We start from the raw sequence: 18,900 nt of genomic DNA, 5'->3' as shown, positions 1-18,900 counted from the left end.
ATTCTCACCTTTAGATACCCAGCCGCTTCTGCGAAATTGCCTTACTTGGGCTGGTATCCAACTAAAGAGACATTATTCTTTCATTATTCTGGATATCATTTCCTCTCGTTCTCGATCCGAAATATATGGTTTCAACTTTACATTGAGAATTTTAGCCTCACGCTCTCTCTTTCTTGAAAAAGCCTTGTTTGCCTTGGAAAGGAGATCATTCAAATCACATGGTTTTAATAAATAATCGAAAGCGCCACACTTCAATGCTTTGACTGCCGACTCAATTGTAGCGTGTCCGGTAAGCATGATGACTTCAATTAGGGGATACTTTGCCTTGAGTCTTTCCAAGATATTCATGCCATCCATATCCGGCATTTTAATATCAAGGACAATGATATCAATGGTGTCATTTTTTTCCAATTGATAAAACGCTTCATTTCCAGACAAAGCACAATCAACAACGAACCCTTTTAATCGAAGGCGCTCAGCAATAGTTTCAATAAGAACTTCCTCATCATCAATCAAAAGAAAGTGCATTGAGAACATAGCCCCCTCCATAAATATTACCTTAGCGTTGTCATGAGTTTATCACAAGGTTCTGTCATAAGATGTCGCAAGTGCATACCCTTAAGAAATAGACCAACTGATTTGTTGCCCCTTCACTGCCAATCAGTTCCTTTTCAATCATTAGTTTAAGATCACGCTGCAAACTGCATCAGTTTACCTTTGGACAAAATTCTTTATAATCCCGAATAGTCCGTCTGTTATACTGGAGAAGATATTCAATTGCTTTTGTCTGTCTGTCTTTCATTCAAGTTGTGTTTCAGTGTAAAACTTCACGTCATATGACCTGTTCTCCATGTTAGAATTCGCCCCATAATTTTGTATCCGCCAGTAAAAGCCAGGGTCAGCCGTTTTACCCACCTTTTTGCGGGTAAAATCGGCTGGTTTTATTTGCTGAAAACTGTTTTTAATAAAGCTAATGTGATTCTTTAACTTTCTGGGCAGTGTAAAGTGACCTTGATGCAGAATTTACGGAAATATTTTTTGATGCACACCAGATGATCAATTCTTTAACATCAATATCTATCTTTTTTATTACTACCCCAGGAGTATCGAAATTTTTAACGAACTCCTCTGCACCTTGCAGCCATTCTTCAAAAGTTTCTTCTAGTTTATCTGAGTCTTCTGAAACCTCAAGTAGTTTATCCCATTGAGATTTTCGGTACCATGCAAGGCCGGAAATCATGGTACCCTTTCTTTGTTTTTTATTTTTCATTATTTTTCCTTTCCAACACGAAAACAACCGGTGAAATCCGGTTCATTTTCCTTGTTGACTTTTTTAAGAATCTCCCTTTTTCTGGCAAAGTTCCAGCCGGAAATCAGGGGCAGGGTCGTCGATCTGCTTCAAAATTTGCCCCAGGGCTGACCTTAAGGCCTCCTCGGGCACTGGATGGTAAAAGGGCATGGTCAGCGCCCGAGCCGCAGTCAGCCCTGCGCCCACAGCCCAGGATAAAAGATGGGCCATGTGCTCGCCGGCCGGTGCCATCAATTCTGCCCCCAAAAGCCTGCCGTTTTTTTTATCGGCGTAGATCCGGGCAATTCCTGCGGCCTTGCCCAGAATCATCCTGGCCCGTCCAAGTTTCTCCCATGAGGCCTTGCCCGTCACAAATTCCACTCCCCGGGTTGTCAGCTCCTTGTGGGAAAGGCCTGCGATGGCAATATCCGGGGATGAGAAGGTGATGGCCAAAGGGGTGCGTTTTTTAAAGCAGGAGATACGCTTGGCTGTGGTGTTGTACCCGGCAATAGTTCCGTCATCAGCGGCTTCGTGGAGGATGGGCTTTTGGCCGTTGACATCTCCTGCCAGGAATACGGGCAAATCCTTGATCTGAAGGGTGCCGGGATCAAAGGGAGGCATGCCTCTGTCATCCAGTTCAACCCCCAGATTTTCCAGGCCAAGGTCCTGGATCACGGGACGGCGGCCAGTGGCCAGCAATATCCGGTCAACCGTCCATTCGCCGCTTTCACATCCCACAACAACCTTATTTCCCAACCTGCGGCGGATGTCGGCCGTACCCAGCTTGATGTTCATCTCCTTTGAAAAATGCTCAAAGGCATAGGTCTGAAGGTCAGGGTCGGTCAGACCGCCCGCAGTTTTGCGCCGGCTGAAGGCGATGATCTCCACACCCAGACGGTGCAGGGCCTGTCCCAGTTCGATACCAATGGGGCCCAGGCCAAACACCGCCAGCGATCCGGGCAAATCCGCAAGTTCAAAAAACTGGTCCGTGTCAATGATAAGGTCCTTGTAGGGCTGCCAGCGTTCCGGGATCCACGGTTTTGAACCTGTGGCAATGATGATACGCCTGGCTCGGATTCTCTCGTCTCCCAGATCCAGGGTATTGGCATCGATAAAACGGGCACGCTTTCGGATCAGTCGATCTGTGAAGGTTGACATCTCCTGGATGACACCGTCGGTAAACTCGTCCCGGAGCATCCGCACCCAGGCCATGATCCGGGAATAGTCCGGCCGGAGGGCGTTTGCCCCTGAGATGCCATATTCGTCAAAAAAGAGACACTTGTGAAAATTGTTGGCCACTGCAATGAGCGCCTTGGACGGCATACATCCCACCCGGGCGCAGGTAGTACCCAGGGGACCGTCATCAATGATCACGTAGTTGTCGGTTTTCTCAGCAACAAACTCCTGGGCGGTCAAACCGGCAGTACCGGCCCCGATAATAGCCACATCAACTTCTCTGGTCATGACTTTTCTCCAATATTAATCGTAAAAACGTTCAACATCTCCTAAATACTGGCCACGGTCCGGATTGGGAATCCATCTGCCTGGTGAAAGTACAGAGGAAAACAACTGAATTCAAAAGCCCCCCATGAAACTGATCCAGATTTGTCAGATTTTCAACAATCACCATATCCGATCCAGGCAGAATTTTATGGATGGGATGGGTAAGGTCAATGCGTGTTGTCATAATAATTTTCAGGAACTCCTATAAATATCTTTTACATATTTTTCAAACCAAATAGGTCTGTTAAAAAGGACATAAAGTAAAATCACAGCCGTAATCGGAAACGGGATAATCAAATCAGCAACGGATAGTAAAATCAGATATATCAGTATTTTAGATTTTGTTTTCATATTTTATTTTTAAGATCCTTCACAGCGTCTTTCAAAATCTCCAACACATTGCCGCCGGTTTTTTTTGCTATAGTGTGGGCATCATCAACAATTTTTACAGCATGGGCGGATATAGCATTCTTATCTGGTAAAGCGATACCCGCTTTCTCATATTTCCAGGCAAGAAGCTTTTTCGCAAAAGCAAACTCTTGCTTTCGAACCAATCCATTCTTTCCAAAAATGGCCATGGGCTAAATCCTTTTGATGACATCAGAGACAAAGGCTTTGATGGTCTTTTTTCCCGATTAATAGAAAATGTTTACATGGATAAATCCCGAACTCACCAATATTTTATGACCCTCTTCCATGGCAGCTTTAAGTTTTTCCATATGCCTTAGTGTAGCAATCCCCCCCTGTAAGTCACTCATTTTTTTAATCCATGCAGTCTTTTTTTATCAAAAAAGATAGGGCTGTGCACCAACAGCCTGTCCGTTCCCATGGGAAACCGCAATAAATTGCGGTTCTGAAGTATCTCAAAAGACAACGGCCGGCTTATATCCTGGAATCGTATGAGCCAGTGCCGTTGTCAGTGAGTCAGTGTTTTTGAAATGAAATGAAGGAGGCCGGAATTATCATGAACAAAAGATTGCAGGGTGGCGGTGCCGGTTGAAGTAAAAAGCCAGGTAAAGGCCCCGCAATTCACCAGAACCGTTATCCAGAATATGAGACGAAAGGGTTGCTTCCGGGATTTGTGGCGTAGTTTTTGTTGGGCCATGAAAGCACCGGGCCATCCACCAATGAGTGATAGAAGATGCAACGTATTTTCCGAGGTTCGCCAGGCCCCTTTTCGGGCAGCTGATTTGTCCAACGCATATACGATGAAGGTGATCAGGCTGGCGCCCAGGTAAAGAGCCAGAATCATGATGGGAATTTTGGCTGTAAAAACAGAGAAACAAACAACGCCAAGAAAGCATGCGGCACCAATGACTGAAAGCCCTCCCTCCTTCTTTTTGATCTCCGGAGCTCTGTCATTATCGGGAAGAATGACTTTTACAGCGCATGGTCTCCCTTGTTTGTCAACGGACAAAGAATAGGTTATGGACTGATTGATCGCTGGTCTACGATTATGGGGACTGCAGGATTTAATATGAAAAAAAAGTTGTTTGCCGCCAGCATTGGGGGTAATAAATCCAAAGCCCTTCTCATCGTTCCATAATGTAATGTTTCCTCTTCTTAACATGATTTCTAACCGTTCTTAAGTAACAATGTTAATATTTTAATGGTGTGATCAGGTATAATGTTAAGCTCACCAGCTCGTCTGTGTGCAGCACGAAAATCACCGGTGAAATCCGGTGCATTTTTAAGTTGGGGTGGACATTTTATTCTTTCAGATATGGGGGGACCAATTGAGTTTAGTAAAATCAGCTTTAAAAAAATCAAGCGGCAGGATCAAATGTTTTGACCTCCCTTTCCAACCTGTCTCCTAATTTCATTTTGGCTATTTCAGTATCATAGTGAACCTGAATTCCCGTCCAGAAATCAACAGACATTCCAAAATAATGCGCCAATCTTAAAGCAGTATCCGCACTGATTCCTCTTTCACACCGAACAATTTTATTTATCCGCATAGCAGGAACGCCTATATCCTTAGCAATCCGATATTGGCTTATACCCATTGGTTTTAAGAATTCTTCAAGTAATATTTCACCAGGGTGTGTAGGGGGAAAATCTCTCATATTAGTACCTCCTTAATGATAATCAACGATCTCAACACTATGTACGCCATCCTCTTTCCATTCAAAACAAATTCGCCATTTTTTATTTATACGTATGCTGTGTTGTCCCATCCGATTGCCACTGAGCGTTTCCAGCCGATTTGCAGGCGGCACTCTAAGATCATTTATTTCTGTTGCTCTATGAAGCATGATTAACTTCCTTTCAGCCAGCCTTTGTATATCCTGTGGCAATTTTTTAGAAAAAAGGCCATTAAATATAGATTTGGTTTCTTTGCATTTAAAGTCTTTTATCATGGTTAATATAGTAACCGATAAAGATAATATCGTCAAGGGGTATGATTTTAAAATTCAGACAGAGTTAATTATTCAAAATAGTGGCTTAACTTCGTGTGTACAATACCGGGGGAGGATCAGGAGAGCCTCTTGGATTCCTCGGAACGCTTTAATCGGCAATGATAAAATATGCATTATTGGGTTCTCCAAAAAGCAATGAACTGAAAAATATTACCAGATTTTGAATTTCAGGTAATTTTAAGTTAAGTTTATACAACAAATCAATTTGATTTATTTTTTCCTTAAATTTTGGTGAACGCCTAAATGAGCTGACACAAAAGCCACCTAATACTTTAAATTTACGACAAATCGGCTCGGCTTTTGTGGTCAGCTCTATTTTTTAGTTAAGCTTTTATGGCATTCATCTTAACCATGTTATTATGTGTGTTTTTTTTGTTGTGCAATTTTAATTTCTATATCTCATTTGAAAAAATTACGGGATAATTCATTAAGATTAAACTCGATAGGATTAGTTTAATATCAGCATCCTCGATGTTGCAGTAGCTACCAGATCATTTTTACTGTTAAATGCTTGTGCATCTAAAATGAGGTATGACTTACTTTTATTGATGACCGATGCTTTTATTATTATTTCTTTATCTTTTATCGTAATTGGCCGTATGAAAGTTGTATTTAGATCAAGGCTTGTGGCTGGTTTTTTCGCAACAAGATATGATAAAGGACCGAAACTTAAATCAAAAAACACAGGTAGAAAGCCTCCTAAAATAAGTCCTACCGGATTATTATATTTTTCATAAAGTGGAAACTTCACTTTAATTGACTCTTCTTCAACATATTCTATAAGTTCTGCATTCATTTCTTTAGCACTTTCTGGTGGCAGAGTTAACATTTTTCCACCTTCCATTTCAGCCATAATCTTATAAATGTTTTTAATTTTCACTAATATCTCCTTAATTTTTTATGGCTGTCACAAGCCACAGAGCCAGTTTTTTTCTGAGTAATCTGTTGCTGCTGTATGTAACCCGGAAGGGTTATGGATTTAATGACCCACAATTAAACTTACTTTCGCTACACCCTGATTAAAAAAATAGCAAGCATGGGATAATATTAACGGCGGAATTTTTTACTGAGTGCTTAGGACAGGAAGGGTAAACTGGGGATCTGTCCACCTGTGGAATCTTTCGAAATTTCCGAATAAGGTGGGGAATACGCCCATCTCTTTCCGGTCCTTCTCCGGTACTTTGGCTTGAATGGAAAGCTCTTAACGCAACAGGAGGTGCTTGTCAGGAGGGGCAATAGAGGTTATTCCTGCGCCCACATGCAAAGTTCGTTATTGCAGTTCCATTTTGTGGACTTTTCCGATTTCGGAGTTCTTGCATTGCCTGGTTCTGTTTACGGTTCGTGGAGATGATCAAAACGCTACCTGGAAGAGATGCACGAGAACCAGACCCTTGTGGTCCAGTCGGGCCACCCACTGGGGCTGTTCAAGTCAAGCCCGGACAATCCCCGGGTGATCATCACCAACGGGCTCATGGTCGGTCTCTACGACAATCTTCTTGACTGGGAAATTGCCGCCCAGATGGGGGTCACTTCCTACGGTCAGATGACGGCGGGCGGCTGGATGTACATCGGTCCCCAGGGCATTGTCCACGGCACCTATAACACCCTTCTCAATGCGGGTCGAAAAATGTGCAGGGTTGCAGACCATGGAAACCTTGCAGGCCTGCTGTTTGTATCGTCCGGTCTTGGCGGAATGAGCGGTGCCCAGCCCAAGGCCGCCAAAATAACCGGGGCCGCCTCAATCACGGCAGAGGTGGATTACTCAAGGATTGAGACCCGTCACCGCCAGGGATGGGTGGACCTTGTGACCGACAGCCTGGAGCAGGCCGTTGCCATGGCCCAGGCGGCCATAAAAGAAAAGAAGAACACCTCCATCGCCTTCCACGGCAATGTAGTGGATCTGCTGGAATACATGGCCGCCAAAAGAATCCGGGTGGACCTTCTCACAGATCAGACCTCCTGCCATGTGGTCCATGACGGGGGGTACTGCCCCCAGGGAATTGATTTTGAGGAGCGAACCCGTCTGCTGGCAACGGACCGAAAGCGATTCATCAGCCTTGTGGACAAGAGTCTCAAACGCCATATCAAGGCCATCGGCCGACTGGTTGACCAGGGCACTTTTTTCTTTGACTATGGCAACGCCTTTCTCAAGTCCGTATTTGATGCAGGCGTGACCGAAGTGTCGAAAAACGGCATGGATGCCAAGGACGGCTTTGTCTATCCCTCGTATTTTGAAGATATCATGGGACCGATCTTTGATTACGGGTACGGCCCCTTTCGCTGGGTCTGCCTGAGCTGTGACCCCACAGACCTTGATCGAACCGACCAGGCAGCCATGGAATGCATCGATCCTGCCCGCTGTCCCCAGGACAGGGACAACCACATCTGGATCCGGGATGCAAAGAAAAACTGTCTGGTTGTGGGCAGCCAGGCCAGGATTCTCTATTCAGATGCCCAGGGCCGTGTCACCATTGCCCTGAAGTTCAATGAAATGGTGAGGAAGCAAGAGATCGGCCCCGTGCTCCTGGGACGGGACCACCATGACCCGGGCGGTACGGACTCACCCTTCCGTGAAACCGCCAACATCAAGGACGGCAGCAATGTGTGTGCAGACATGGCCACCCACTGCTTTGCCGGGAATGCGGCTCGGGGCATGTCCCTTGTGGCGCTTCACAACGGCGGGGGTACGGGCATCGCCAAGGCCATCAACGGCGGATTTGGACTGGTGCTCGACGGATCAAAGCGTGTGGACGAAATCATAGAATCTGCCATGACCTGGGATGTCATGGGCGGGGTTGCCCGTCGAAACTGGAGCCGCAACCCCAATGCCATGGCAGTGGCGGCTCGATACAACCTGGAAAACACGAACAAAGATCAGATCACCCTGCCCTTTCAAGTGGAAGATTCCCTGGTGGCCGAGTCAATGAAAGGCTTATTTTCTGATTGATATTGACGGCTTTAAATGATATCGTCGTTGGCTCATTGGGAAGGGGACTTCCCATAATTTAAAGGGGACAGTCTCAACCCTGTCCCTTAAACCGGCGGTCACAGCTCCCGCCCCAGGACCGAGAATTTTGCGGTCCTTAACAAAACTGGAGGCCCACCATCAACGAACTCCTCTGGCTTGCCATGCTTGCCGTCAACTTCAGCTTTATCATTCTCATCTACCGTTTATTTGGCAAGACAGGCCTCTACGCCTGGATACCCATTGCCGCCATTGTCGCCAACATCCAGGTGGTCAAACTGGTGGAGATCGTCGGCATTTCAGCAACCCTTGGCAACATCGTCTATGCCTCCTCGTTTCTGGTGACCGACATCCTGTCTGAACTCTACGGCAAACAAGAGGCAAAAAAGGCCGTGTACCTGGGCCTTTTCTCCCTGGTGGCCATGACGGTTCTCATGAACATGGCCCTGCTGTTTGCCCCGGCACCTGACGATTTTTCCCAGGCAAGCCTGAAAAACATCTTTTCGTTCATGCCCAGGATTGCCGGAGCAAGCCTGGTTGCCTATTTCATCTCCCAGTCCCACGACGTGTGGGCCTTTGAATTCTGGAAAAATCGATTTCCTTCCCCAGGGCACCTGTGGCTGAGAAACAACGCCAGCACCATGGCCAGCCAGTTCATTGATTCCAGCCTCTTCACCCTTCTGGCCTTCTGGGGCGTGTTTCCCACCCAGGCCCTGATTGAAATCTTCTGGACAACCTATCTTTTAAAATGGGTGGTGGGTGTGGCAGACACGCCGTTTCTCTACCTTGCCAGGGGATGGCATTTGGGAAAAAAGATCAGAGAGGCCTAGGACCCCAGCTGAAATTCTGCACCGTATTTGTGGAATTATTTACATCTGAGCCCGTTAACGGCCGAGCCTTGCACTTAGATACCCGTCAATCATGAGGTGAATAATGTGGTGGATGACGCACACTAAAAGGGCGATTCCGAATTCACTGAAATAGGTCACCTGGATCATGACCGACAGGGCCAGGGTCTTTTGGGAGCCCATGAAGACAACACTTTCATAACGTCCCTTTTCTAATTTAAACCATTTGACCAGCAGGAATGAGGCACCCAGAAGCAAGGCGTGGAACACGGCCACCAGCACGGCAATGGACCAGAAGGCGGCCCCCTGGCCCAGAAGCACATCCTTGGCCCCGCCAAGGGAGATAAACACAATTCCAAGGATCATGAACTGGTTGACCTTTTGAAATCCGCCCATATTCCTTGCCTTGAATACCCAGGCCTTTAAAATCATTCCAACAATCAGGGGAACGAGAACAAGCACCAGCAGCTTGAAAATAATGGCCCCCTGGTCAATGTTGAGGGACTTTTCCTGGTTCAGCACAGGCAAAAGCAACGAAAGGGTAAAAGGAATGGTAAAAATGGCGACAAAATTCGAAAGGATGGTCACAAAAAGGGCATGGGCCATGTTTCCGCCGGCGGCTCCGGTCATCACAATACCCGAAGAAAGGGTGGTTGGCATGACCGCCACGATAAAAAGCCCGATGACCACACCGGTATCAACGGGCAGATATGAAAGGGCCAGGGCAGCCAGGGGTGCGATGACAACAATGACCGCAAGTGCCAGAAGGGTCGAACGGACATCCCTGATTCCGGCCCTGACCTGATGGCTTTCGATCAACAGACCTGAAAAGATAAAAATCAGAAAAATCATCACATCCGGGCCATGGTTGTCCTTTAACACCATTCCCATTTCCGACAAAAGGTTGGATTTGTCAAAAACGACCGCAACAAACACAGCCACAAGACTGATCAGGAACCACTGTTTTTTTATCATAATGGAGTCAGGCTTTCCTTGTTTTCATAGTTATGGCTTTATTTATTGTCGTTGTTTACGACAACACACCATAAGTTGCAACCCAAACCTGTGCCCCAAGGCTGCCTGGTGAATGCATGCCCCTCCCTGGACACCTCCAGGGGGTTACAGATGAACCAGCACAACTTGTTTTTTTTAGAATCTGCCTTACTATATAAATTGTCACGACAAGGCCAGCAACGGCCTTTGATGACAGATACCAACAAACGTATTATCAAATAATCTATCCTTAATTTGAGGAGATTTATATAATGGAAAAGTCAAAACATGAAAAAAAACGCGTGGCTGCAGAACTATGCTCGTGTATGGACGATGAAAATTCCACCCTTCACCTTGAATTTACCATGCCCGGTGTGAAGAAAAAAGATATCGATCTGAAACTCAACAATGACAGTTTCAGGCTCAGGGCTGAAAGGGGGGATGTTGAATATGTTTCCACGGGCTCTTTCTGCTGCCCGGTGGAAATAAAAAGCACGGAGGCCAATTATGAAAACGGTCTCCTTCTTCTGAAGATTCCTTTGAAGGATCCATGGAAGGATTCTCACAAAGTGTCAATTCATTAATCACCCAGCTTGCGGCAGGCCGGTGTAAGATTTTGCCGAAAGCCGGCCGCAACTTTTAAAAAAACAAGTCAAAACCAGCGCTTATACAGGGTGGTTTTGACTTGAATCGTTTCAGGGCATGGGTTTGGTCAAGGGCTGGGCAGACTCTGTGGTGGGCAGGGCAACGGTAAATGTGGTTCCCCTGTCTTTACTGCTGGCCAAACGGATATAGCCGCCCAGTTTTTTAACGATTCCCCTGGAAACGGACAACCCCAGTCCCGTGCCCTTGTTCTGGGTCTTGGTGGTGAAAAAAGGCTCAAATATCCTGCCCTGGATATGCTCGGGAATGCCGGGGCCGTTGTCCTCGACAGTCACAAGCACAAACCGGGACGCGTCATCTTTTTTAACGTGAATCTTGATTTTACCACCCGGGGACAAGGCATCCACGGCGTTGAGAATCAGGTTGACAAACACCTGTTTAAGCTTCTGGTCATCCCCGTGGATCAGGGGAAGATGCTCGTCACAGGCAAGTTGCAGATCCACCTTGGCAAACTTCACCTGATTGACAACAAGGTTGGTCGAGTCCCTGACGATCTTGCAAAGATCAAGGGCCATGATCTCGGTCTCGCCTTCCCTGGCAAAATCCAGCAGATTTTTCACCACCTTCTGGGCCCGTTCCGTTTCATTGATCACATCATGGACCATCTCCATCTTCTCTTCATCCGGAAGGGTCTCAAAATCCTCAATGAGCATGGATGCCGTGAGCAGGGTGTTGTTCAAAGGATTGTTGAGTTCATGGGCCACCCCCGCCACAAGGGTGCCGATGGCCCTGAGCTTGTGGGACTCGAGCAGGACATTGTGCTTGTGGTCCAGTTCCTTGGTCATGTGGTTGAACGCTTCGGCCAGCTTGGTAAACTCATCCTTGTATTTTCTGGCCGGCATGATCGGTGTAAAATCCCCCTCTCCAATGCGCCGGGTGTATGCCATGAATCGGTTCAGGGTCAGCAGCAGCTGCCGGGTTAAAAAAGTCAGGACAAAAACCATTAAAATAAACAGGGCAGACATGAAATAAATGGGAACACGCTTGGCCAGCAAAAACATCCGCTTGGCCGAATGCTGCTCTTTTTCAACAAACTCCTCGGCAAAGGAAACCATCTGGCTGCCAAAATTTCGAAGCATGGGGACAATGGCCTCCCGTTCCTTGTCATCCTTTGCCGAACTCAGCAGGATCAGCTGGTCGTGGTATTTTGCCATGAACGAGACCATGGTTTTAAAGTGAACTTTACCAAGGATTTTTTCAATTTTTCCGCTGTTCTGGGTCAAGATATCATCGGCTTTTTGAAGCGGCTCCAGGGCCTCCTTGAGATCGGTTTTGTAGAGCAGATAATTCTTTTCAAATCGCCGGGCCTGCTGAATCTCAACAAGATAGTTGTCGGCTATTTCGAGGAACTCAATTTTAGTCTCCACCTTTGTCAGTATCCAGTAGGACCACCCGGTCACGGTAAACGACAAAAGGAAAAACAGCGAAAAAGAAACCGCAACCTTGGCCCGGATGCTTATGGAGGGGCGCTGGTGGAGGGGAATATTTTCCGGGTCGCTGCTGTAATTGACGTCCGAGTTGTTAATCTCTGTTATATGTGTGTCCATTAAGGATGATTTTCCTCCTGTTGTTTTTGGATCTGTTTTTCCGATTTGACCGGCCTGATCTCTTTTTGAAAAAAGGCTGAGTGCCATTATTGGAATGACTGGATCCTAGAGAAACATCTTAAACTCCCCGTTGGCAAAATAGTCTGCATACCGCTTGATGTCACTATCTCTTTTAAGGACTGCATCCAGCTGGCGGGCGCAGACCATGAGCAACCCCAGGCGTTCAAGGGCCCTTTCAGAATCCTTCCGGGGATAACGCCTGAACCAGGCAGTGACAAGATCCGTGCTGCGGTCCACGCCAAAACCCTCCTGGCGAAGCACCCGTTCCAGGAACCTGGCCCGTCGGGCTCTGTTCTCATCACTTGCCCCGCCACCCCTGAACCTGAAGTGAACATGGTTGTGTTCCGTGCCCGGCCCCACCATGGCATCCACCATGGCATAGTGATAGTCAAACCGGGCATTGAGGTTCATGTAGTCACCGGCAAGGATGGCGTAATTTTTCTCTGAGGTACGACGGGGGCCCCGGTTTCCGCCAAGAACGGTCTCCTTGAAATCCGACGGCATTCCCCGCATCTGTTTTTCCCACCGCTCGGGCCATGCAAGCCGTTTGTCCATGATCCCCTGCCACAGGGCTTTGAACGGCACGGATGCCACATTTTCCGGAGTCACTTTTTTCAAATGTTCCGGAATGGTGTTGTCAAGGTCGATGAGTTGAAATTTGATGGGTAAATCCGTGACCAGTTTTTTGCTCTTTTTGCTCCAGCCCCGGTCCTGCCTGTCGCCGAACCCAAACATGGTGCGCACGGCCATTTCATGCATGAAGCGAAGGGTATCATGGACGGATCGGCATGCACCGGCTTTGAATGAGGAGGCATCCGGGTCCAGCAGGTTGAGGGCAAGGATCAAATCGTACAGGGGACCGGATTTTTTCTGCTGACGGTTTTTCCTGGCAATTCTTGCCAGGACCCGTTCCCGGATACCGGGCCATCTCACCCCATCGTACACGGTTCTTTCGGTGGCATTGACGCTGAGGGTATTTTTCTTTAAAAGGTTGTGTGCAGTTTCTCCCATCCGGAATATGGATGGCACGGAAAATTCCCGGACAAGGGTTGCCAGATGGCCCACGGGGCTTCCCTCCATGACCAGCAACGCCGCTATTTTGGGAAGCACGGCCCCAAGCTCGGGCCGGGGATGGGCAACCAGGACAACGGCCCCTTCAGGAATCTGTGACAGTTTATCCCCGGGTGTCCAGAAGACCAGGGGACCTTCAGCCCGTCCGGGAAATATGGTTATACCCCTGGCAAGGATGGGCAGGCTCTCTTTTTTAATGGTCGGCCTTACCGATGCCGGGGTTCCATCCCCGGTGATGTTAAGGGGCCGGGCCTGTAAAAAACGGATTTTACCGGTTTTATCAATGGCCCATTCAATATCAAGTTCATGGCCGAATCGATCGACCACATCCATGGCAATCCGGGCAATTTCAAGAACTTTTTCCTGGGGGATATACCCTGCAGTACCGGGGTTTTCACCATCCGCTGCGGGCTTGACTTCTTTTGCCCCCATGACCTGGGTGATCAACGGCTCTTTCCCCTTTGCGACCATGAAGGTATCTGCCTGCTCCTCACCGGTTACCATACGGTTGGCAAGCCCTTGAACGGTGCTGACCACCAGGGTGTTAGCGTCTGGATTCCGGGTGTCACAGGTGTGCACCACACCGGCTGATGCGGCATCCACCATGGGCATGAACAAAACAGCCATGGGCGTATCAACTTCCCGGAAATGATGGTGGGTCCGATATCGAACGGCCCGGTCGGTAAATCTGCCAGCCAGGACATTAAGATAGGCATTGATGCAGTTTTCTTTTTTAATCTGCAGCTCACTGTCAAACTGACCGGCAAAGGAATGAACAGAGTCTTCACACACAGCCGAAGACCTGACGGCCCACAGCCGGGTGGAAAACCGCTGCTCAAAAAGTTCCATCTGCTCGACCATGGCGGTTTCGATCTCTTTACACACGGTTGATTCCCGTATCAGCCGCCGGATGGTTTCTGTCCGGGATTGAAAAAGGTCCTGGTCCTCGATTACATCCAGGTCGGTCAGGAGCAGTCGGATGCGGTCATGGAGATGGTTATCCTGGATGATTCGGTTGTATGCCGCGGTTGTGACCACAAATCCCGGGGGAGTCAGATCCTCAAATTCACGGCCAAGCTGCCAGATCCCGAACGCCTTGCCACCGATGACTGCAGGGTCCGGTGGCAACTCGGACGCAGAAGCCGTGGTTGCCATGGGATCAAGGGACACCACAAAGGGTTTATGGGCCGTTGACCGTTCTGCATCCGCATCCAGGGTCTTGTCGAGAAACAGCCCATCGGCCTGGTAACGCAGTCGAAAAAGGACCTCATACAACTCTGAATAGCTGTTTCCAGTCATGAGGTTGAGCTCCTGGGCCATGAGCAGGGCCTTGGTGATCAACATCTGGATAGGCAGTTTGATCCTTGGGTCATAGTGGCGCATGTGGTTTAAGTCGGCTTCAAGATCACTCAGGATCTGAAGGGCATTGCCGTTTTTATCAAGCAGGGACCTGAGTGTCTCATATTTAAATCTGAAATCATAATCCATCGCATAAACCTCATTTTTTTTGGACTGAACAGACATATCGATCCTCCTTCATCAATTAAGTTGTAACATCAGCATCCCAGTTCTTTGGATGCACGTTTGATGATTTCCCGGAGATCCACGGGTTTGAACGGTTTGGCAATAAAATCAAAGGCGCCTTTTGACAGGGCTTCCCTTGCAATCTCAACGGTGGCATACCCCGTGATGATGATGACCTTTGTGGTGCTTGATCGGGCAAGGACCTTTTCCAGGATTTCAATTCCATCCATTTTTTCCATGCGGATGTCGGTCACAACAATATCAAAGGGCATTTCATTAAACCGGGCCAGCGCCTGTTCACCATCTTGAAAGGTTTCAACCAGGTCCCCTGTTTTTTCCAGGGCAGGTTTGAGCCGTTTACCAACGATATCTTCATCATCAATAAGCATGATCTTCAGCGGTTTGTTTGGCATTTGTATTTCCCCGTTAGAAATAAAAGGTTGATAATTCATCTCAACGTTAAAGCAACCCACCCCAGAGGACAGGTCGTTTCGTTGCTCCGGCTATGCCGGTTTTATAAGAAACTTGCTTCGATCGGTCGGCGGAAACGGGTGTTGCCCTTCACTCATTCTCCCAGGCCGTCCATGGCCTGCTCCGAGGGAAATGGCAACTCCTTGGACCTCGTGTCCACCGTTGCCATTTAATCCGTTCAGGGCAACACCCGTTCCCACCAGCCTAATACTGTCGAGTTTCATGTTTCGTTGTGGCCGGATACCATCCCTCGCTCCGGCCGTGCCGGTTATTTGAAAAGGGTGTGGCCAATCATCATAAGCTCCTCTTCAAGGGCTTGGGTTGAAATGTCCAGACGCCATGCAAACTGACCATAATCTGTTCGTTCAACATGGAACCCCGGCGAAAGAAGATTGTCAAGCCCCATGGATTTGTCTGCGAAGATGAAAATAAAATCCGATTGCGCCTCTCCGCAGGCAAAGCTTTCCAGACGAAATTTAAAATCGGGTTTTACCCGGTTCAGGCTCAACTGGTGCTCGCTCACCCCTGCAATCCACTCCGGTGGATTGTGGGTCTTGTCCGTTGTTTCTCCGGTCTGCTTTGCCTTTGCATCCTTGAGCAGGTAAGCCAGGGGCAGACTGATCCCATGGCGGGTGGGACGCTCTTGTTTGGGCTCAACAGCCCCGTCTTTCCATAAATCAACCAGGTAGATCCCCAGGTCCCCTGGCCTGCCGGGCCTGGCTTTTAATCCGGTCAGTCGTTCCATGGCTGCCATGGATTCAACCCCCTGAATTTCTCCAAGGCCGCTGTCCATGGATTGGATCACCTTGAAAAAAATCTGCTCCATAAAAGCCATTACCGTCGGATCCTGGGTCGTCTCTTTTCCATTGAACCAGTTAAGGGCGTCAAACAGCAGTTGATATTCCGGATCCGTTGACCCTGTCGTTTCAGGGGCTTTGGTATTTTTGCCCGAAGGGTCCAAGGTCAAAAGGCGTCTTGCCCTGAGCTTATGTGCGTCATAGGATGCATAAAGCTCCTTCCCACTCGCCGGTGCAAGCACGCTGGCATCGTAGACCATCATCCCCAGGCGTTCCACCACGGCGTCAATGAGGGTGGTCACATAGTGACGGTCAAAGATATATTCACCAAGGGATTTTTCCCGGCCGTCGTCAAAAAAGGCAAACAATGCCCTTGCATTTTGCAGAAATTGTTTGAACCGAATGGTCTGAAGGCAAAACTGCCTGATCTCCGGTTCCTTCTGTCCCATTTTTTTCAGTCGTTCCAAGATGCTCATCACACTTCCTCCTCTGGTATTCCGGCAGGGCCGGGAAACAAAGACTTCTGGCCCACTCAAAAACAACTTTACATTTTGGAGGCCAGTTCATCCAGCCCTGCCACGTTGTGAAAATTCGGTGTATTTGGGACCGGTGGATTCAGTGCTCAACCGGCCCGGGCCCGCTGCCCGATGAAGACGATTCCATGGGAATGCCAAGGGCCTCGGCAGCCTTATAGATGATTTTTCTCAAATCGTCCGGCCTGAAAGGCTTGGCGATAAAATCAAACACCCCTTTTCCCATGGCTTCACGGGCAAGGTCGATTTTTGCATAGCCCGTGATCATGATCACCTTGGTGCGGGGCCACGTTTTCTGCACATGGGCCATCACCTGGAGCCCATCCAGCCCCTCCATGCGGATATCGGTCACCACGATGTCAAACTCTTTTTCATCAATTCTTGCCACTGCTTTTTCCGGGTCTTCAAACACCTCCACACAACAGCCAATCTTATCAAGGGCAGGTCTAAGACGCCTGCCAACAATGGGCTCATCGTCCAGCAGCAGGACTTCCAATGGTTTTGCCATTTTAATCGTTCTCCTGAATATGGTTTAAATATTTTATTTCACATGAACTTCCACATACCGGACGCCGTCAACCTTGCCGGCCATCTCTTTGATCAATGCAATCCGCTCTCTTTTCTGCCGGTTGGATGCCTTTGCCGTCACCACAACGGAGCCGTCGTGGGACTGGACGTTAATATCGGTCATTGAGTCTAAAAGGACCGTATTGACCCTGGCGGCAAGGGCCAGGTCCGACAGGCATTTCATGGAATAGGTCATCACTTGAAATTTCCGGTATTCTGCTGCGCCGGCTATTGTTCTGACCGCTTCTTCCGGATCGATCTGGTCAAGGTTGATCACCAGATCATACTGGGAGAGGTCTGTTTCATCAAACCCATAGGCAGCCATGGACCATTTTTTGCGTTGTTCCAGTTCAGCGGCGCAGCAGCGTTCAGTTTTTTCAAGGGAGAGCCCCCGGTGTTGAACAATTTCCTTGATCACCCGGTTTTTTCCTTTAAGGATGCGGACCTTCATGGCATGGGATACGCCGGTAACATAAAGGTGGGCCGCCACGCCATGGCAGACAATATTGTCTTTTAAAAGCCGGTCAAGGACCTCTGCTTCCAGGCAGGACAGGGCATAACGCCACTGTTTGGCCGTCATTTTTTTAAACAGCGAAGGGGTTGTCTTCAGGGCTTCATCCAACTGGTCAGGATCAATACCATGGGCCGATGCAACTTCGGCCAGGATGTGGTGATCAAGGGTTGTAAAGCCCATGGTTTCAGCGACTTTCTGGGCAATAATTTCTTCTATTTCCCCTGTATCCGCGGAAATAATAATGATGGACATGATCTTCTCCTTTGAGATTCCAGTCTTTTATCAATGGGATTTCCCACATCAGACCGTTAGATGGCATCCAGTGGGAATTCGACGCCGGCATGGGTTTCAAGATGGTTTATCCCTTTGATATTATTACGGATATTGTTAAGCTTTTTGACAAGCTTCCCGGAAGCTGAATCCCTGCCTTTCATATAAATCAACACATTACCATATTCACAGGCCACACCAAGGTTTGGGAACTCATCCACAAGGGCGGCCTTGACCCGACAGGCCACAGCCAGATCCGCTATTTCCTGCCGTCCTTGTTCAGTGGTTTGTAAGCCTTTGGTGCCTGCCGCCTGGCAGATGAAATCCACGGCATTATCAATGGAAAGTTTGTCAATGCAGATGCTTAAATCATAAAGTGCGGTATCCCGGGTATCTTCGCCATAGAGGGAACGGGTCCATTTGCGGCGCTGGCTGTCATCTGCCAGGATCAGAGAACGGGCCTCCTGGGGGGAAATTTTATCCCTTTTTACCATATTGGCAATGCGACCTTCAAGATTTTCCGTGATCCTGACCTTAAGGACATGGGGGATACCCTTGAGCAGCAAATGACCGGCCAGCCCGTGGTATACCAGATTATCGTTAAGGGCCCGTTCCACCAGGGAAGAGCGAATGTAGGCAATATAGGCATTTTTGCTGCGGCTGTAGCGATCCAGGATTTTAGGAGCATCGTGAATGGCGTTGATGAGTTTGATTTCAGGCACGTTAAAGTGATTGGAGGCGTCCAGGAGTACGTCCCTGCTGATGATATCAAAGTTGAGGCGCTGGGCCACTTTTTCAGCAACGGTTTTCCCCATGGAATAAGAGCCACGGGAGATCGTAATGATAGACATAATAAAGGTTCCTTT

At 48.2% G+C, this 18,900-nt stretch carries 20 protein-coding genes; 3 read left to right on the top strand and 17 right to left on the bottom strand.

What is annotated here, in order from left to right:
* Positions 1–72 precede the first annotated feature (72 nt).
* The 8 genes from HRM2_RS03560 to HRM2_RS03520 form a co-directional block, all read right to left on the bottom strand.
* Complete coding sequence (locus HRM2_RS03560) at positions 73–549, bottom strand: response regulator (RefSeq protein WP_232364184.1); 477 nt, start codon at positions 547–549, stop codon at positions 73–75.
* A gap of 421 nt (positions 550–970) precedes the next feature.
* A complete protein-coding gene (locus HRM2_RS03555; RefSeq protein ID WP_012663091.1) occupies positions 971–1,270 on the bottom strand; it encodes a hypothetical protein in 300 nt (99 codons plus the stop codon).
* A gap of 63 nt (positions 1,271–1,333) precedes the next feature.
* Positions 1,334–2,752 carry a dihydrolipoyl dehydrogenase gene (locus HRM2_RS03550; protein WP_012663090.1) on the bottom strand — a complete coding sequence of 473 codons (1,419 nt, stop codon included), beginning with the start codon at positions 2,750–2,752 and terminating at the stop codon, positions 1,334–1,336.
* A 386-nt stretch (positions 2,753–3,138) separates the two neighbouring features.
* Positions 3,139–3,369 (bottom strand): hypothetical protein, encoded by a 231-nt coding sequence (locus HRM2_RS03540; RefSeq protein ID WP_041273027.1) that lies wholly within the window; start codon positions 3,367–3,369, stop codon positions 3,139–3,141.
* Between the two features lie 338 nt (positions 3,370–3,707).
* Positions 3,708–4,361, bottom strand: coding sequence for a DUF1294 domain-containing protein (locus tag HRM2_RS03535; RefSeq protein ID WP_012663089.1), 654 nt, complete (start codon positions 4,359–4,361; stop codon positions 3,708–3,710).
* 196 nt (positions 4,362–4,557) lie between these two features.
* Entirely contained in the window at positions 4,558–4,857 is a 300-nt protein-coding gene (locus HRM2_RS03530) for a HigA family addiction module antitoxin (protein WP_012663088.1), read from the bottom strand.
* A gap of 12 nt (positions 4,858–4,869) precedes the next feature.
* Entirely contained in the window at positions 4,870–5,151 is a 282-nt protein-coding gene (locus HRM2_RS03525) for a type II toxin-antitoxin system RelE/ParE family toxin (protein WP_041273026.1), read from the bottom strand.
* 508 nt (positions 5,152–5,659) lie between these two features.
* Positions 5,660–6,091, bottom strand: a complete 432-nt coding sequence (locus tag HRM2_RS03520; RefSeq protein ID WP_012663086.1) for a PaaI family thioesterase — start codon at positions 6,089–6,091, stop codon at positions 5,660–5,662.
* 483 nt (positions 6,092–6,574) lie between these two features.
* Here HRM2_RS03520 and HRM2_RS03515 point away from each other — a divergent pair, with 483 nt between their 5' ends.
* Together HRM2_RS03515 and HRM2_RS03510 are read left to right on the top strand one after the other, a co-directional pair.
* Positions 6,575–8,158, top strand: a complete 1,584-nt coding sequence (locus HRM2_RS03515; RefSeq protein WP_269719614.1) for a urocanate hydratase — start codon at positions 6,575–6,577, stop codon at positions 8,156–8,158.
* A 182-nt stretch (positions 8,159–8,340) separates the two neighbouring features.
* Complete coding sequence (locus HRM2_RS03510) at positions 8,341–9,006, top strand: queuosine precursor transporter (RefSeq protein ID WP_012663084.1); 666 nt, start codon at positions 8,341–8,343, stop codon at positions 9,004–9,006.
* Positions 9,007–9,060: 54 nt separating this feature from the next.
* Here the strand turns inward: HRM2_RS03510 and HRM2_RS03505 are convergent, their stop codons facing one another.
* Positions 9,061–9,999 (bottom strand): bile acid:sodium symporter, encoded by a 939-nt coding sequence (locus HRM2_RS03505; protein WP_012663083.1) that lies wholly within the window; start codon positions 9,997–9,999, stop codon positions 9,061–9,063.
* Positions 10,000–10,289: 290 nt separating this feature from the next.
* On the opposite strand from HRM2_RS03505, the gene HRM2_RS03500 reads away from it, so the two are divergent.
* Positions 10,290–10,601, top strand: coding sequence for an Hsp20/alpha crystallin family protein (locus tag HRM2_RS03500; protein WP_012663082.1), 312 nt, complete (start codon positions 10,290–10,292; stop codon positions 10,599–10,601).
* Between the two features lie 111 nt (positions 10,602–10,712).
* Here HRM2_RS03500 and HRM2_RS03495 read toward each other — a convergent pair whose 3' ends face one another.
* From HRM2_RS03495 to HRM2_RS03460, 8 genes are all read right to left on the bottom strand, one after another.
* Entirely contained in the window at positions 10,713–12,227 is a 1,515-nt protein-coding gene (locus tag HRM2_RS03495; protein ID WP_012663081.1) for a sensor histidine kinase, read from the bottom strand.
* A 105-nt stretch (positions 12,228–12,332) separates the two neighbouring features.
* Complete coding sequence (locus HRM2_RS03490; RefSeq protein WP_012663080.1) at positions 12,333–14,882, bottom strand: PEP/pyruvate-binding domain-containing protein; 2,550 nt, start codon at positions 14,880–14,882, stop codon at positions 12,333–12,335.
* A gap of 32 nt (positions 14,883–14,914) precedes the next feature.
* The gene (locus tag HRM2_RS03485) at positions 14,915–15,295 is read right to left on the bottom strand and encodes a response regulator (protein WP_012663079.1); all 381 of its coding nucleotides are present in this window, start codon (positions 15,293–15,295) and stop codon (positions 14,915–14,917) included.
* Positions 15,296–15,385: 90 nt separating this feature from the next.
* Positions 15,386–15,577 (bottom strand): hypothetical protein, encoded by a 192-nt coding sequence (locus tag HRM2_RS27540; protein ID WP_041273023.1) that lies wholly within the window; start codon positions 15,575–15,577, stop codon positions 15,386–15,388.
* Between the two features lie 44 nt (positions 15,578–15,621).
* Positions 15,622–16,626 (bottom strand): hypothetical protein, encoded by a 1,005-nt coding sequence (locus tag HRM2_RS03475; protein WP_012663078.1) that lies wholly within the window; start codon positions 16,624–16,626, stop codon positions 15,622–15,624.
* A 139-nt stretch (positions 16,627–16,765) separates the two neighbouring features.
* A complete protein-coding gene (locus HRM2_RS03470; protein WP_012663077.1) occupies positions 16,766–17,191 on the bottom strand; it encodes a response regulator in 426 nt (141 codons plus the stop codon).
* Positions 17,192–17,224: 33 nt separating this feature from the next.
* On the bottom strand, positions 17,225–18,016 hold the full coding sequence (locus tag HRM2_RS03465; protein WP_012663076.1) for a cytidylate kinase family protein: 792 nt from the start codon (positions 18,014–18,016) through the stop codon (positions 17,225–17,227).
* Between the two features lie 56 nt (positions 18,017–18,072).
* Entirely contained in the window at positions 18,073–18,885 is an 813-nt protein-coding gene (locus tag HRM2_RS03460) for a cytidylate kinase-like family protein (protein ID WP_012663075.1), read from the bottom strand.
* Between the last annotated feature and the right edge of the window lie 15 nt (positions 18,886–18,900).

Origin of the sequence: Desulforapulum autotrophicum HRM2 (assembly GCF_000020365.1) — a bacterium.
GTDB classification, from domain to species: domain Bacteria; phylum Desulfobacterota; class Desulfobacteria; order Desulfobacterales; family Desulfobacteraceae; genus Desulforapulum; species Desulforapulum autotrophicum.
This window is presented reverse-complemented; position numbering and strand designations above follow the sequence as displayed.